Origin of the sequence: Sodalis sp. RH21 (genome assembly GCF_047324175.1) — a bacterium.
In the GTDB taxonomy this organism is placed as follows: Bacteria; Pseudomonadota; Gammaproteobacteria; order Enterobacterales; family Enterobacteriaceae; genus Acerihabitans.
This window is the reverse complement of sequence record NZ_CP178732.1, coordinates 4,361,467-4,375,363: the sequence shown is the minus strand read 5'-3', so window position 1 is coordinate 4,375,363 and position 13,897 is coordinate 4,361,467. Positions and strand designations below refer to the sequence as shown.

The window sequence follows — 13,897 nt, the reverse complement described above, 5'->3', positions numbered from 1 at the left end:
GTAAAGGGGAAATTCGTGAAACCTGCTGCTCGTCGCCGTGCCCGTGAATGTGTCGTTCAGGCGCTTTACTCATGGCAGTTATCTCATAACGATATCGATGATATTGAAGTCCAGTTCCTGGCGGAGCAGGATGTCAAAGACGTTGATATCGCTTATTTTCGCGAGCTGTATAAAGGTACGGCGACGCATGCAGCGGAGCTGGATCAGCTTATGGCACCCTACCTTTCACGTCAGCTTGACGAGCTGGGGCATGTGGAAAGGGCGATTTTGCGCCTGGCTTTGTATGAGCTCAGCAAACGCCTGGATGTGCCCTACAAAGTGGCGATCAATGAAGCCATCGAGCTAGCCAAAACCTTTGGCGCCGAAGAGAGCCATAAGTTCGTCAACGGCGTGCTGGATAAAGCGGCCCCGCACATCCGTCCCAACAGAAAGTAACGTTTTTCCGGCCGGGTTTCCGGCCGTAGCCCTTTGCTGCGATTCCATATACAACAACATTTGGATTGGTTATGGCCTGTGGCGAATTTGACCTTATTACCCGCTATTTCAACCGGGTGCGCAGCGCGCGCCGGGACGTAGTAGTGGGTATCGGCGATGATTGTGCGCTGCTATCGGTTGATGAAAAACGCCTGATAGCGGTGAGTACCGATACCCTGGTATCGGGAATCCACTTTCTGCCTGATATCTCCCCTGCCGATTTAGGCTATAAATCCCTGGCGGTAAATCTCAGCGACCTGGCAGCCATGGGCGCGGACCCCGCCTGGCTATCGCTGGCCCTGACGTTGCCGACCGTGGATGAATCCTGGCTGGCGGCCTATAGCGACAGTCTGTTCGAGCAACTGGATTATTACGGTATGCAGCTGATCGGCGGCGATACCACCCGCGGTCCCCTGAGCCTGACGCTCACCATCCACGGGCTGATCCCGGCCGGACGCGCGTTGACCCGATCCGGCGCCCGCATCGGCGACTGGATTTATGTCACCGGTACCTTGGGCGACAGCGCCGCGGGGCTGGCTATCTTGCAAAACCGGCTCGCCGTGGACGTTGCGGCGGACCGGCAATACCTGCTGGGGCGCCACTTACGCCCGCAGCCGCGCATTTTGCAAGGCCAGGCGCTGCGCGATCTGGCCAGTTCGGCCATCGATCTCTCCGATGGCGTGATTTCCGACCTGGGTCATATTCTTGACAGCAGCGAGTGCGGCGCGCGCCTGCATTTGGAAGACCTGCCTTATTCCACCGCCCTGCGCCGCCACGCGACGCCGGAACAGGCGCTGCGCTGGGCATTAAGCGGCGGGGAAGATTATGAGCTTTGCTTCACCGTGCCGGAAATTAATCGCGGCGCGCTGGACGTGGCGCTGGGCCATGCGGGGGCGGATTTCACCTGTATCGGCCAAATCGGGCCGCGTAGCGAAGGTTTGCAACTGCTGCTGGATAATCAGCCGGTAACCCCGGACTGGCAGGGTTTTGATCATTTTAGCCAAGGGTAAGCTTATGACCATGGACATGGCTCTCGCCAAAGGGCGGGTAAGACTCAGTAATCCCTGGCATCTGCTGGCCACCGGGTTCGGCAGCGGCATGTTTCCCTGGATGCCCGGCACCGCCGGTTCGCTGGCGGCCATTCCCCTATGGTGCCTGCTGATCCAGCTTCCCTGGCAGCTCTATTCGCTGGGCGTGATGTTAAGCATCTGCCTGGGGGTATATGCCTGCCACCAGACCGCCAAGGATATGCGGGTGCACGATCACGGCTGCATCGTCTGGGACGAATTCGCAGGCATGTGGATTACGCTGATGGCCCTGCCGGTCAACGACTGGCGCTGGGTGCTGGCGGGGTTTGTGCTGTTCCGGGTGCTGGATATCTGGAAACCCTGGCCGATACGCTGGTTTGATCGCGAAGTGCATGGCGGCATGGGCATCATGATCGATGATATCATTGCCGGCATTATCGCCGCCGGCATGATCTATTGGGTAGGCCATCACTGGCCGTTATTCTAAGCCCGCCCGGGCCGGGGTTATTTAAAACCCGCCGGGTAGTGCGGGGTATAGGCGGTTTCCAGTTCGGCGAGATCCTGCGCATCAAGCGTGATGTCCACGGCCGCCGCCAGATCGTCCAGTTGTTCGGCGCGCGACGCGCCGATAATGGGTGCGGTTACCGCCGGTTTGCTCAATACCCATGCCAGGGCCACCTGCGCCCGCGAGAGCCCCAGGTTATCGGCAATCACCGATACCCGTTCGGCTATGCGGCCGTCGGCCTCATAGCTGCTATCGTAAAGCGCTTTGCTGACCTCATCGGAGGCCTCGCGCGCGGTGGTTTCACCCCAGGGCCGCGTCAGCCTGCCGCGCGCCAGCGGGCTCCAGGGCAATACCGCAATATTTTCCGCCAGGCATAGCGGGTGCATTTCACGCTCTTCTTCACGCTGGATCAGATTGTATTGATCCTGCATGCTGACGAAGCGTGTCCATCCGTGTAAATCCGCCGTATAGAGCGCCCGGGCGAATTGCCATGCATACATTGACGATGCGCCGATATAGCGCGCCTTGCCGGATTTCACCACATCGTGCAGCGCTTCGAGCGTCTCTTCCAGAGGCGTATCGTAATCCCAGCGGTGGATTTGCAGCAGATCGACATAATCGGTGCCCAGGCGGGTCAGGCTGTCGTCGATGGATTGCATGATATTGGCGCGCGACAGGCCGCCGCTCAGATTGCTCATGGGGAAAAAGACTTTGGTGGCCAGCACGATCTGGTCGCGCTGAACAAAGTCTTTTAACGCCCGGCCGACGATCTCTTCACTGCTGCCGTCGGAATAGCTGTTGGCGGTATCGAAAAAATTGATGCCTAAATCCAATGCCTGCTGGATAAGCGGCCTGGAACTCTCTTCGGGCAAGGTCCAGGCGTGTTTGCCCCGGGTCGGTTCGCCAAAAGTCATACAACCCAAACACAGGCGGGATACCCGAAGATTGGTTTGGCCAAGCGTGGTAAACTGCATATTCTTCTCCTCAATGATTTATCCGCTTTTTTTTGACTCATTACATGGAATGTTGCCCGTTGATTAAGGATGATTATGCAACTTAACCTCAACCCTTTACCACAATAAACGCTTCAGGTAACTGAGCGGCGAGAAATTATGTCCAAATCGAACAAACTGACCACTTTCATCCTGGTATTCATGGTACTGGGCATCATCATGGGTGCCCTGGTACACCAGTTTGCCTCGGTGGAAAACGCTCGCGAATATGCCGATACCATCGCATTATTCACCGATATTTTCCTGCGCCTGATTAAAATGGTCATCGCCCCGCTGGTATTTACCACCCTGACGGTGGGTATCATGAATATGGGCGATACCTCGGCCATCGGCGCCCTGGGCGGCAAGGCATTCATCTGGTTTATCTCCTCTTCCGCGGTATCCATTTTACTGGGGCTGGCGGTGGTCAGCATCATGCAGCCCGGCGCCGGGCTGAACCTGCAAATCCCGGCCCAGGCCGTGGACACCGGCTTGGCCGCCAGCGGCATGTCCTTCAAAACGTTTATCGCCCATACTTTTCCCACCAGCATCGTTGATGCCATGGGGCATAATGAAATCCTGCAAATCGTGGTGTTTTCGCTGTTTTTCGGCATCGCCGGCGCGTCGCTGGGGGAAAAATTCAACAAACCGCTGGCGGACGGCCTGAATGTGGTCTCCCACATCATGCTCAAAGTTACCGGTTATGTCATGTATATGGCGCCGATCGCTATTTTCGCCGCGGTATCATCGGTTATCGCCAACGAAGGGCTGGGCATCCTCAAAAGCTACGCCTCGTTTATCGGCGGTTATTATCTGGCGATTGTGCTGTGCTGCATCCTGATGATCGCCTTTTGTTATCTGGTGCTTAAATCCGCCACCTTCCGCCTGTTAAGCCTGCTTAAAGAGCCGGTACTGCTGGCGTTTACCACCAGCAGTTCGGAAGCCGCCTATCCCAAGACGCTGGAGCAACTGCGCCGCTTCGGGTGCCCGAACAATATCGCGTCGTTTGTTTTGCCGCTTGGTTACTCCTTTAATCTGGTTGGTTCGATGATCTACTGTTCCTTCGCCGCCATGTTTATCGCCCAGGCTTATAACATCACGCTGACCGGGTCTGAAATCGCCATGCTGATGCTGACCCTGATGCTGGCGTCCAAGGGCATTGCCGGCGTCCCGCGCTCCGCCCTGGTGGTATTGGCGGCCACTATCCCCAGTTTCAATATTCCGGTGGCGGGCATTTTGCTGCTGATGGGTATCGACCATGTGCTGGATATGGGGCGCTCAGGCATCAATGTGTTGGGTAACGGCATTGCCACCGCCATGCTGTCGCGGCCCGACGTGGAGCAGGTTGCCGAGGCGCAATTACAGGGCAATCATTAAACGCTTTATTCCCCCATGCGTAAAAGCCAGACCCGCCCGGGCGGCGGGTCTGCCGGCTTTAATTAAATGCGCTAATGCTTTATTCGGTTTTTTATCCTGTTAGTTTAATTAAATTACATAAATAAAATAATTATTATTTTAATTAAAATATCTATATTATGATAATAACAATTCCGACAATTATTAAAAATAACAAACACGCTAATAAATTAAAATAATTAATATATGCGAGCATGTTTTATTATTTAGCATTGGCTTGTTAGCCGTGTTTATTATGCTTTTTATTTTATCGCCAGGTATTTTAACCCCGGAGGTGATCTTTATGCGGTTAATTAACGTTAAGGAAAATTATGCAGGGATTATTTGCCGCGGGCTGCCGTGGCTGCTGGGCATCGCCTTGTCAGGGACCGCCTTCGCCCGGGACGGCGCGCCGGCGGCGGCCGATGCCAGGGCCGCCGCCGGCGATACCGGCTGGTTCAGCCATTGGGGTAGCGCCAGGGCGCAGTTCAACGTCGATGAGGATATTCATCTGGACGACCGCTCCATCGATCTGCTGGTGCCCGTATACGACAGCGGCCAAACGCTGTTTATCACCCAGTTGAGCGGCCGCCGCCGCGCGAGCCGGGATACTTATAATATCGTGGCCGGCGTGCGCACATTGGTGAATAATTGGATGTTTGGCCTCAATACTTTTTTTGATGATGATGTCACCGGCGGCAACCGGCGTTCAGGGGTGGGTGGCGAAATAGGGACCCATTATTTGAAATTGTCGGCCAATCTCTATTTGCGCAGCGGGGACTGGCATCCGTCCCGTGATTTTGCCAATAACGCGGAGCGTCCGGCCAATGGTTATGATATCCGGGCCGAGGCTTACTTGCCGGCCTATCCGCAATTGGGAGTCAGGCTGATTTTTGAACAATATATGGCCGACAATGTGGCGTTGTTTGGCAAAGAAAACCGGTTGGATAATCTGCGCGCGGCCACCGGCGGCCTGACATATACCCCGATCCCCTTGCTGACCTTCGGGGTCGATCATCGCAAGGGCAGCGCCAGAAACAGCGATAGTCATATCGGGATACGGTTTACCTACCGCCTGGGCGAAACGTGGCAATATCAAATCGATCCGTCGGCGGTGGATTCGGCGCGCAGGCTACCGGTCAGCCGCTTCGATCCGGTGGAGCGCAACGGCAACGTCTTGCTGGATTACCAGCATTAGGCAAGCGCTAGGCCGCAGTTGGCCGCACTGGGGGGCGGGGCGTTCGGCAGGTCCCTTACGCCAGCCAGCGCTCGATTTGTCTCAGGATGCCCGCGCTGTCCAGGCCCACGTCGGCGCGGATTTCCGCTTGGGACCCCTGGGGGATAAAGCGATCGGGCAGGCCGATATTCAATACCGGGATCATCAGGCGTTTATGCATGAGGAATTCGTTCACCCCGCTGCCGGCGCCGCCCATGACGGCATTTTCTTCCAGCGTCACCAGGACTTCATGGCTGGCGGCCAACTCCGCCAGCAACGCCTCGTCCAGGGGTTTGACAAAACGCATATCCACCAGCGTAGCGTTCAGCCGCTGCGCCACGATGGCCGCTTCGGACAATAGGGTGCCGAAGTTGAGAATGGCGATTTTTTCTCCCTGGCGGCGGATCGTTCCTTTGCCGATCGGCAGGGACGCCAGCGGCAAAAAGGCCGCGCCGGTCCCGCTGCCGCGCGGATAGCGCACCGCCGACGGCCCGCGGTCATAATGGTAACCGGTATGCAGCATCTGCCGGCACTCGTTCTCATCGCTGGGAACCATAATCACCATATTGGGGATACAGCGCAGATAGGATAAATCAAACGCCCCCTGATGGGTCGGCCCGTCGGCGCCCACGATGCCGCAGCGATCGATGGCGAACATTACCGGCAGATTCTGGATGGCCACATCATGGATCAATTGGTCGTAAGCGCGCTGCAAAAACGTGGAATAAATCGCCACCACCGGTTTGTAGCCACCAATCGCCAGACCGGCGGCGAAGGTCACCGCATGCTGTTCGGCTATCGCCGCATCGAAATATTGGCCGGGATAGCGGCGGGAAAACGCCACCATGCCGGAACCTTCACGCATCGCCGGCGTGATGGCCATCAATTTGGCGTCGCCGGCCGCCGTTTCGCATAGCCAATTGCCGAAAATTTCGGAATAGGTCGGCAAACCGCCGGCGCTTTTCGGCAAAGTGCCGATGGCCGGATCGAATTTAGGCACGGCGTGCCAGCCGATGGGATCTTGTTCCGCCGGGGCGTAGCCTTTCCCTTTTTTGGTCATGATATGCAGGAACTGCGGGCCTTTCATGGCGCGCATATTTTTCAGGGTATGCACCAGCCCCAGCACGTCATGCCCGTCCACCGGACCGATATAATTAAAACCCAGTTCCTCGAACAGCGTGCCCGGCACCACCATGCCTTTGATATGTTCTTCGGTGCGCTTGACCAGTTCCTTAATGGGAGGAATGCCGGACAGCACCCGCTTACCCCCTTCGCGCAGGGTGGAGTAAAGCTTACCGGAAAGGATTTGCGCCAGATGGTTATTGAGCGCGCCGACGTTTTCGGAAATCGACATTTCATTGTCGTTGAGAATCACCAGCAGATCCGATTTGATGTCCCCGGCATGGTTCATGGCTTCAAACGCCATGCCGGCGGTGATCGCGCCGTCGCCAATCACGCAGACCGTGCGCCGGCCCAGGCCTTCATGCTCCGCGGCCACCGCCATGCCCAGCCCGGCGCTGATGGAGGTGGAGGAGTGGCCGACCGACAGCACGTCATATTCACTCTCGTTGCGCCACGGGAAAGGGTGCAGCCCGTTTTTTTGACGAATGGTGCCGATACGCTCGCGGCGCCCGGTCAGGATCTTGTGCGGATAAGCCTGATGACCCACGTCCCACACCACCCGATCGAACGGGGTGTTGTAGACATAGTGCAGGGCGACGGTGAGCTCCACGGTACCCAGCCCCGACGCGAAATGGCCGCTGGATCGGCTGACGCTGTCTAGCAGAAATTGCCTCAGTTCATCGCAAAGCTTGAGTAAACTCTCCTTGGGCAGCAGACGCAGTTCCGCCGGAATTTCAGCTAATGCCAGTGTCGGGTACTTGGTTAAGTCAAGGCTCATTGATTACTCATATCCGAGGTGAAAAAAAGCGCATTCTGTTACTTATCGCGTTCAATGATAAACCGCGCCAACGCTATCAAAGTAGACGTATCATAGCCCAGGGCCGCGACATTCTCTAAGGATGCTAATGATTCCTGGAACAGATCCTGCGCTTTGGCCCGCGCGTTATCAAGCCCCAGCAGCGCCGGATAGGTGCTTTTACCCAGTTGTTGATCGGCGCCCTGGCGCTTGCCCAGCGTCGCGGTGTCGCCCACCACATCGAGAATGTCGTCTTGCACCTGAAACGCCAGGCCGATGGCGGCGGCATATCGATCCAGATAAGGCAGCGCCCGGTGTCCCGGCTCGCCGGCGGCCAGAGCGCCCAATTTCACCGCCGCGCGGATGAGGGCGCCGGTTTTGTGGCGATGGATGGTCTCAAGTTCCGGCAGGCTTACCGGACGTTCCTCCGCCGCCAGATCCAGCGCCTGGCCGAGGCACATGCCGCCCGCGCCGCTGGCCTGGGCCAGCGCCGAGACCATCAGCAGCCGGTCTCGCGCCGCCACCGAAGGCATCGGCGTGTCCGCCAGAATGGAGAATGCCAGGGTTTGCAGCGCATCGCCGGCCAGGATGGCGGTGGTTTCGCCGAATTTAATATGGCAGGTCGGCTGACCGCGCCGCAGATCGTCATTATCCATCGCCGGCAAATCGTCATGGATCAGCGAATAGGCGTGGATGCACTCTACCGCCGCCGCCGGGGCGTCCAGGACGTCGGGGGGCAGGCCGAACAACTCTCCGGTGCGGTAGACCAGGAACGGACGCAGGCGTTTGCCGCCCAACAGCGCCCCATGGCGCATGGCTTGCACCAGCGGTTCCCGGTTGCTCAGCGGGGCGAAAAAACGATCCAGCGCCCGGTCGACCCGCTCATGGCTAGCCAGGAGTTGCAGCGCAAAGTCCATAGTTTATTCCGCGTCCGGCGTGAAGGGCGTCAGCGGCGCGGCGGCGTCGTCATTGAGCAAGATCTGCACGCGCTGCTCGGCCTGCTGCAAGGTCTGCTGGCCCTGGCGCGCCAACTGCACGCCGTGCTCGAATTCGTTGAGGGCGTCTTCCAGCGGGAGTTCCCCCGATTCCAGGCGGGTGACGATAAGTTCCAATTCTTTCAGCGCAGTTTCAAAACTGGCGGGTTGTTCTGCTTTTTTTGGCATAAATTTTTCAACTATGGTGAGCCGGGCATAACAAAACCAACAACGTTAGCCCAGAGTGCGGCGATAAGCAAATAGGGCCTCATTCCCGCGGCGGAAAGTGTTATACTTCGCGCCTCGAATGCTATGGGCAATACCCGGGCCGCGGCGCCGATATTACCTATAACATATTATATGACGTGTTCCGCTACGTTGCCCTTTTCTGATCACATAACGACAATCGCCATGAAGTTTATCATCAAACTGTTTCCGGAAATCACTATAAAGAGTCAATCCGTCAGATTGCGCTTTATTAAAATCCTCACCACCAATATTCGCAACATCTTAAAACATCATGATGAATCGCTGGCGGTCGTGCGTCACTGGGATCATATCATCGTACGGTCGAAAAACGAGAGCCTGCGGCCGGTCATATGCGATGCCTTAACCCGTATTCCCGGCATCCATCATGTCCTGGCGGTAGAAGATCACTCTTACGCGGATATGCATGACATCTATGAACAAACGCTGGCCCTCAATCACGATCGCCTGGTGGGTAAAACCTTTTGCGTACGGGTTAAACGCCGCGGCATCCATGATTTTACGTCGCAGGACGTGGAGCGTTATGTCGGCGGCGGCCTGAACCAGAATGTGGCGGGCACCCGCGTCCAGCTCAACCATCCGCAAGAAACGGTGCATTTGGAAATCGAAGACGATCGCCTGCTGCTGATTACCGATCGCTTTGAAGGCATCGGCGGGTTCCCCATCGGCACACAGGAAGATGTGCTATCGCTGATTTCCGGCGGTTTCGACTCCGGCGTTTCCAGCTATATGCTGATGCGCCGCGGCTGCCGGGTGCATTACTGCTTCTTTAATCTTGGCGGCGCGGCGCATGAAATCGGCGTCAGGCAGGTGGCTCATCATTTATGGAGCCGTTTCGGCAGCTCCCACCGGGTGCGTTTTATCGCCATTGATTTTGCCGCGGTGGTGGGTGAAATCCTGGAAAAAGTGGATGACGGCCAGATGGGCGTGGTGCTCAAGCGCATGATGGTGCGCGCGGCTTCGCAGATGGCGGAGCGCTTCGGCATCCAGGCGCTGGTGACCGGCGAGGCGCTCGGACAGGTATCCAGCCAGACCCTGACTAATTTGCGCCTGATTGACAATGTTTCCGATACCCTGATTTTGCGGCCGCTGATCTCCCACGATAAAGAGCAGATCATCAATATGGCCCGCGCGATCGGCACCGAGGAATTTGCCAAAACCATGCCGGAATACTGCGGCGTGATCTCTAAAAGCCCCACCGTCAAAGCCGTTAAACACCGGATCGAAAAGGAAGAAACGCAGTTTGACTTTGCCGTGCTGGAAACCGCGGTAGCCGACGCGCAAAGCATCGATATTCGCGAAATCATCGAGCAGACCCGCCAGGACGTGGTGGAAGTGGAAACCGCCGCGCAGGTGGGCGACGACGAGGTCGTGCTGGATATCCGTTCGGTGGATGAACAGGAAAGCCAGCCGCTGCTGATGGATAATATCGCCGTACAAGCGCTGCCGTTTTACAAACTTGGCACCCAATTCGGCTCCCTTGACCAGAGTAAGTCTTATCTGCTCTATTGCGACCGGGGCGTAATGAGCCGGCTACAGGCGCTGTACCTGCGTGAACAGGGTTTCCTTAACGTTAAAGTATACCGTCCTTAACTACCTGTACTGCGCCGCGGCCGCGCCCTTTATCCGCGGCCGCGGCGGGCCGTTGCGTTATTTCCCGGCGCGAATCAGGCTTGGCGCCGGTAATCATCGATACCTTCCGGCAACACCAACTGCGCCGCCACCTCCGCCGCTTGTTCATTGCCCGCCAGGATCGCGATAATTTTCAGGGCAAAATCCATCGCCGTCGCCGGCCCCTGGCTGGTAACCAAATTGGCCTCGGCGTCGTAAACCACGCGTTCATTGCGCCATGCCCCGGCGGGAATACGATCTTTTAACGCCGGAAAACCGGTCATCGCGGCGCCGGGGAACAAATCGTGGTGCGCCAATACCACCGCCGGCGCCGCGCAAATCGCCGCCGTCAGTTTGCCCTGCTGCTGCTGGCGGCGCACGCAGGATATCAGCAGGGGGCTGTCGCGCAGCCCCTCGGCGCCTTTGATGCCCCCCGGCAGCACGATCACATCAAACGGCCGATCGGCCAGCGCCGATAACGGCAGGTCCGCCAGCAAACGCACCCCGCGCGAACAGCGCACCTCCAGGGTGCCTACCGGGTCGATGCTGGCGCTGGTTACCCGGAAACCGGCCCGCGCCAGCAAATCCATGACGGTAACCGCTTCGGTTTCTTCACTCCCAGTCGCCAGACATACCAGGGCTGAGACGCTCATAATGGTCTTCCTTCTGTTTGATCAATTCATAGAGGCGCTGATTTTCCGGCACGTTCAGGCCGTGCGCCCGCGCCCGCCGCAATAAATAGCCGTTGATATAATCGATTTCCGTATGGCGCTGGGCGCGAATATCCTGCAGCATCGAGGAGGTGTTGCCCGCGGTGCTTTTGATCGTTTGCCCTACGTAAAACAGCAGGCTTTCATAAGAGGTATGATAACCTTCTCGATCCATTACCATCGCCACTTCCCGGCACAACGCCTCGATTTCTTCGCTGTATTGTTCAATTTCGCCGTTACGGCATCCATACGCCGCCGTCAGCGGATTAATCACGCAATTAGACGCCAGTTTGATCCAGCAGGGCGCGGCGATATTGTTGTGCCAGGCGACATCGGGCAGCGCGTCGTGCAGCACCTCCGCCAAATAGCTGATGGATTGCGCATTGGCCGAGAGCGGGCCGATACGCGTCGTGCCGTCATAGACATGGATGATGCTGCCGCTATCGCTGCGGTAGGCCGCATGGGTGGTAATGCCTTGCAATAGCGGCTGGGTCAGGGCGGGCAGTTCCTCGCGGGTGCCCAGCCCGTTATGCAGCAATAAAATGGCGCAATCTGGCTTGAGCTGCGGCAGCAAGGTGCGGATCGCCCCGGATACTTGCCAGGCTTTCAGGGTTACCAGCAGCAAATCGCAGTTTGCCAGTTGAGCAGTATTATTGGCGGGGAGCTGATAACGCATTTCTTCCCCCAGCGGAGATACCACATCGACATTGCAGAAGGGTTGCGGCACGCGCAGCCATCCCTGGAGCGTATGCCCCTGACGATACAGCCCCGCCAGCCAAAGTTGGCCAATGGCGCCACAACCCAGAACGGTAATATTCATGTTCCCTGACCTTTGCTTAGATTACGCCAACCACCGGCTACTGCATTCCGATTGATATTGATTATAGACATTATCGCTGCCCTGTAAGGGTCGTATCGAGCCTATCGGGGCCGTCCCCGCCCCGCGCACAGTATTTTGTATCTGGCAAACCAAGCAGGTATGATGCTTACCGAAGAATGGCAGCCGGAGAAACATTATGCCCTCATTTGATATCGTTTCAGAAATAGATATGCAGGAAGTTCGTAATGCGGTGGAAAACGCCAGCCGCGAGTTAACCACGCGCTGGGATTTTCGTAACGTTCCCGCAAGCTTTGAGCTGAATGAAAAAGATCAAACCATCACCGCCACCAGCGAATCCGATTTCCAGGTACAGCAGCTGGTGGAAATTTTGCGCGAAAAACTGGCAAAGCGCGGCATAGAGGGCGGCGCCATCGAATTACCCGATGAACTGGGCCGCAGCGGCAAAACCTATAGCGTTGAAGCAAAACTCAAGCAGGGCATCGAAACTACGCTGGCCAAGAAGCTGGTGAAATTAATCAAGGACAGCAAACTGAAAGTGCAGGTGCAAATCCAGGGCGAGCAGGTGCGCGTCACCGGTAAATCCCGCGACGATCTGCAGGGCGCGATGGCTCTGGTCAAGGGCGGCGAATTGGGGCAGCCGTTCCAGTTTACTAACTTCCGCGATTAACCCTGCCGGTGGGCTTGCCGGGCAGCGGTTCGAATAAGCGCATCACTACCAATAATAAACCGGAGATAAACAAAAAGGTTTTTGTTGCTCCGGTTTTCATTCCTTAATTTTTCATTGCGGTTTGGTTTAATATATAGGTGCTAGCGTATTTATTTCCCTGGCAAGAAATAAGCGCGCTGGCATGGAACATTCACCTCTTAACGAACTAAATGCAACCGGATACAATAACACCAGCGGCCTCAGGCTATTAAATGATCTGCTGCGCGGGAAATATGTGCCGCATGGGCAGTGGCGCAAGGTCGTCTTCCGCGCTAAATATGCCGTCCGCACTTTAATCTATCCTGTGCAGACCTTGAACGTGCTGGCCAATATCGCCGCCGACCCGCTATGGCAGAAGGCGTTCAGCGTGCAGACCACTTTGGCGGAAAAAGTCCACAAACCCTATCTTTACCTGGGATTGCCCGCGTCACAACGCTGCGCGACGTTGCTCAGCCATTATAATTTTGTTGAAAATATTGCCAACAGCGCAGTACGCAACGCTTTTCTCAGCCAGACCGGGGACGTGGTGGCGGCCTTCAGCGGCAAGGAAGGCGAAATGTTCACCCTGCGCCTGGGATCGCTCGGAAAATCCGAGCGCGAAGGCGAGGCCACCCTGTTTTTCGACATGGACGACATCCGTCTGGCGGCGTTGACGTTCAGCGTAACCAGCCGCCCCGCGGGCCGCGCCCTGGTCATAGGCGGTCTGCAGGGCGCCCATCGCGATACGCCGCATGAAACCATTAAATTGGCGACCAAGGCATGCTACGGTTTGTTTCCCAAGCGTATGCTTATTGAATGCCTGCAGCTGATGGCCGGGCAGTGGGGAATTAAGCGTATTTTAGCGGTGAACGATCGATCTCATATATTTCGCAGCCTGCGTTATCGCCATCGTAAAAGAACGGTGTTTCTCGCCAGCTATAATGAATTCTGGGACTCGATAAGCGCCACGCCATACTCCAGTTCTTTGTATGATGTTCCGCTAAGCTTACCAAGAAAAGGTATTGAAGACATCGCCAGCAAAAAACGCTCGGAATACCGAAAACGCTATCTGCTGCTGGACGACCTGGCACGGCAACTAAGCGCTTTAATATAAATACTTAGCGCCGCCAGCCAATAGCGACGCTACCCGCGCCCTGTCCCGAAGCGCTAATGTAGGGTACTGGTGTTGGGTGCGGATGCAGGGTGTTGATCTGCAATCTGTTGATCTGCAGGCTGTTGATCTGCAAACTGTTGATCTGCAAGCTGTTGATCTAGAGTGCT

14 protein-coding genes are annotated in these 13,897 nt (G+C 56.6%); 8 read left to right on the top strand and 6 right to left on the bottom strand.

What is annotated here, in order from left to right:
• Positions 1-15 precede the first annotated feature (15 nt).
• From nusB to pgpA, 3 genes are all read left to right on the top strand, one after another.
• Positions 16-435 (top strand): transcription antitermination factor NusB, encoded by a 420-nt coding sequence (gene nusB, locus ACL2XP_RS20190; RefSeq protein WP_413734909.1) that lies wholly within the window; start codon positions 16-18, stop codon positions 433-435.
• Positions 436-506: 71 nt separating this feature from the next.
• Positions 507-1,484 carry a thiamine-phosphate kinase gene (thiL, locus tag ACL2XP_RS20185; RefSeq protein WP_413734908.1) on the top strand — a complete coding sequence of 326 codons (978 nt, stop codon included), beginning with the start codon at positions 507-509 and terminating at the stop codon, positions 1,482-1,484.
• 16 nt (positions 1,485-1,500) lie between these two features.
• A complete protein-coding gene (gene pgpA, locus ACL2XP_RS20180) occupies positions 1,501-1,989 on the top strand; it encodes a phosphatidylglycerophosphatase A (RefSeq protein WP_413739235.1) in 489 nt (162 codons plus the stop codon).
• A gap of 17 nt (positions 1,990-2,006) precedes the next feature.
• On the opposite strand, the gene ACL2XP_RS20175 is transcribed toward pgpA, so the two are convergent.
• Entirely contained in the window at positions 2,007-2,981 is a 975-nt protein-coding gene (locus tag ACL2XP_RS20175; RefSeq protein WP_413734907.1) for an aldo/keto reductase, read from the bottom strand.
• A 138-nt stretch (positions 2,982-3,119) separates the two neighbouring features.
• Between ACL2XP_RS20175 and ACL2XP_RS20170 the strand changes: the two genes are divergently transcribed.
• Positions 3,120-4,376 (top strand): dicarboxylate/amino acid:cation symporter, encoded by a 1,257-nt coding sequence (locus tag ACL2XP_RS20170; protein ID WP_413734906.1) that lies wholly within the window; start codon positions 3,120-3,122, stop codon positions 4,374-4,376.
• Between the two features lie 322 nt (positions 4,377-4,698).
• Positions 4,699-5,592, top strand: coding sequence for an inverse autotransporter beta domain-containing protein (locus tag ACL2XP_RS20165; protein ID WP_413734904.1), 894 nt, complete (start codon positions 4,699-4,701; stop codon positions 5,590-5,592).
• Between the two features lie 55 nt (positions 5,593-5,647).
• On the opposite strand, the gene dxs is transcribed toward ACL2XP_RS20165, so the two are convergent.
• From dxs to xseB, 3 genes are read right to left on the bottom strand one after another with little or no spacing between them, the layout of a single operon-like run.
• The gene (gene dxs / locus ACL2XP_RS20160; protein ID WP_413734902.1) at positions 5,648-7,510 is read right to left on the bottom strand and encodes a 1-deoxy-D-xylulose-5-phosphate synthase; all 1,863 of its coding nucleotides are present in this window, start codon (positions 7,508-7,510) and stop codon (positions 5,648-5,650) included.
• Positions 7,511-7,548: 38 nt separating this feature from the next.
• The gene (gene ispA / locus ACL2XP_RS20155; RefSeq protein ID WP_413734901.1) at positions 7,549-8,445 is read right to left on the bottom strand and encodes a (2E,6E)-farnesyl diphosphate synthase; all 897 of its coding nucleotides are present in this window, start codon (positions 8,443-8,445) and stop codon (positions 7,549-7,551) included.
• Positions 8,446-8,448: 3 nt separating this feature from the next.
• A complete protein-coding gene (xseB, locus tag ACL2XP_RS20150) occupies positions 8,449-8,691 on the bottom strand; it encodes an exodeoxyribonuclease VII small subunit (RefSeq protein WP_413734899.1) in 243 nt (80 codons plus the stop codon).
• A gap of 222 nt (positions 8,692-8,913) precedes the next feature.
• On the opposite strand from xseB, the gene thiI reads away from it, so the two are divergent.
• The gene (gene thiI, locus ACL2XP_RS20145; protein WP_413734897.1) at positions 8,914-10,362 is read left to right on the top strand and encodes a tRNA uracil 4-sulfurtransferase ThiI; all 1,449 of its coding nucleotides are present in this window, start codon (positions 8,914-8,916) and stop codon (positions 10,360-10,362) included.
• Between the two features lie 74 nt (positions 10,363-10,436).
• Here thiI and yajL read toward each other — a convergent pair whose 3' ends face one another.
• A complete protein-coding gene (gene yajL, locus ACL2XP_RS20140) occupies positions 10,437-11,033 on the bottom strand; it encodes a protein deglycase YajL (RefSeq protein WP_413734896.1) in 597 nt (198 codons plus the stop codon).
• On the bottom strand, positions 10,993-11,910 hold the full coding sequence (panE, locus tag ACL2XP_RS20135; RefSeq protein WP_413734894.1) for a 2-dehydropantoate 2-reductase: 918 nt from the start codon (positions 11,908-11,910) through the stop codon (positions 10,993-10,995). The genes yajL and panE overlap by 41 nt, the downstream gene beginning before the upstream one ends.
• Before the next feature lie 196 nt (positions 11,911-12,106).
• Here panE and ACL2XP_RS20130 point away from each other — a divergent pair, with 196 nt between their 5' ends.
• Together ACL2XP_RS20130 and ACL2XP_RS20125 are read left to right on the top strand one after the other, a co-directional pair.
• A complete protein-coding gene (locus ACL2XP_RS20130) occupies positions 12,107-12,598 on the top strand; it encodes a YajQ family cyclic di-GMP-binding protein (RefSeq protein WP_413734893.1) in 492 nt (163 codons plus the stop codon).
• A gap of 181 nt (positions 12,599-12,779) precedes the next feature.
• Positions 12,780-13,730, top strand: a complete 951-nt coding sequence (locus tag ACL2XP_RS20125; protein ID WP_413734892.1) for a VirK/YbjX family protein — start codon at positions 12,780-12,782, stop codon at positions 13,728-13,730.
• Positions 13,731-13,897: the final 167 nt, after the last annotated feature.

Excerpts from the sequence above, each read along its gene's own strand:
- ACL2XP_RS20165 (WP_413734904.1), top strand. The coding sequence starts at position 4,699 with ATGCGGTTAATTAACGTTAAGGAAAATTATGCAGGGATTATTTGCCGC.
- ACL2XP_RS20125 (WP_413734892.1), top strand. The coding sequence starts at position 12,780 with ATGGAACATTCACCTCTTAACGAACTAAATGCAACCGGATACAATAAC.
- ACL2XP_RS20175 (WP_413734907.1), bottom strand. The coding sequence starts at position 2,981 with ATGCAGTTTACCACGCTTGGCCAAACCAATCTTCGGGTATCCCGCCTG.
- ACL2XP_RS20170 (WP_413734906.1), top strand. The coding sequence starts at position 3,120 with ATGTCCAAATCGAACAAACTGACCACTTTCATCCTGGTATTCATGGTA.
- ACL2XP_RS20130 (WP_413734893.1), top strand. The coding sequence starts at position 12,107 with ATGCCCTCATTTGATATCGTTTCAGAAATAGATATGCAGGAAGTTCGT.
- yajL (WP_413734896.1), bottom strand. The coding sequence starts at position 11,033 with ATGAGCGTCTCAGCCCTGGTATGTCTGGCGACTGGGAGTGAAGAAACC.
- pgpA (WP_413739235.1), top strand. The coding sequence starts at position 1,501 with ATGGCTCTCGCCAAAGGGCGGGTAAGACTCAGTAATCCCTGGCATCTG.
- ispA (WP_413734901.1), bottom strand. The coding sequence starts at position 8,445 with ATGGACTTTGCGCTGCAACTCCTGGCTAGCCATGAGCGGGTCGACCGG.
- dxs (WP_413734902.1), bottom strand. The coding sequence starts at position 7,510 with ATGAGCCTTGACTTAACCAAGTACCCGACACTGGCATTAGCTGAAATT.
- thiL (WP_413734908.1), top strand. The coding sequence starts at position 507 with ATGGCCTGTGGCGAATTTGACCTTATTACCCGCTATTTCAACCGGGTG.
- xseB (WP_413734899.1), bottom strand. The coding sequence starts at position 8,691 with ATGCCAAAAAAAGCAGAACAACCCGCCAGTTTTGAAACTGCGCTGAAA.
- panE (WP_413734894.1), bottom strand. The coding sequence starts at position 11,910 with ATGAATATTACCGTTCTGGGTTGTGGCGCCATTGGCCAACTTTGGCTG.
- thiI (WP_413734897.1), top strand. The coding sequence starts at position 8,914 with ATGAAGTTTATCATCAAACTGTTTCCGGAAATCACTATAAAGAGTCAA.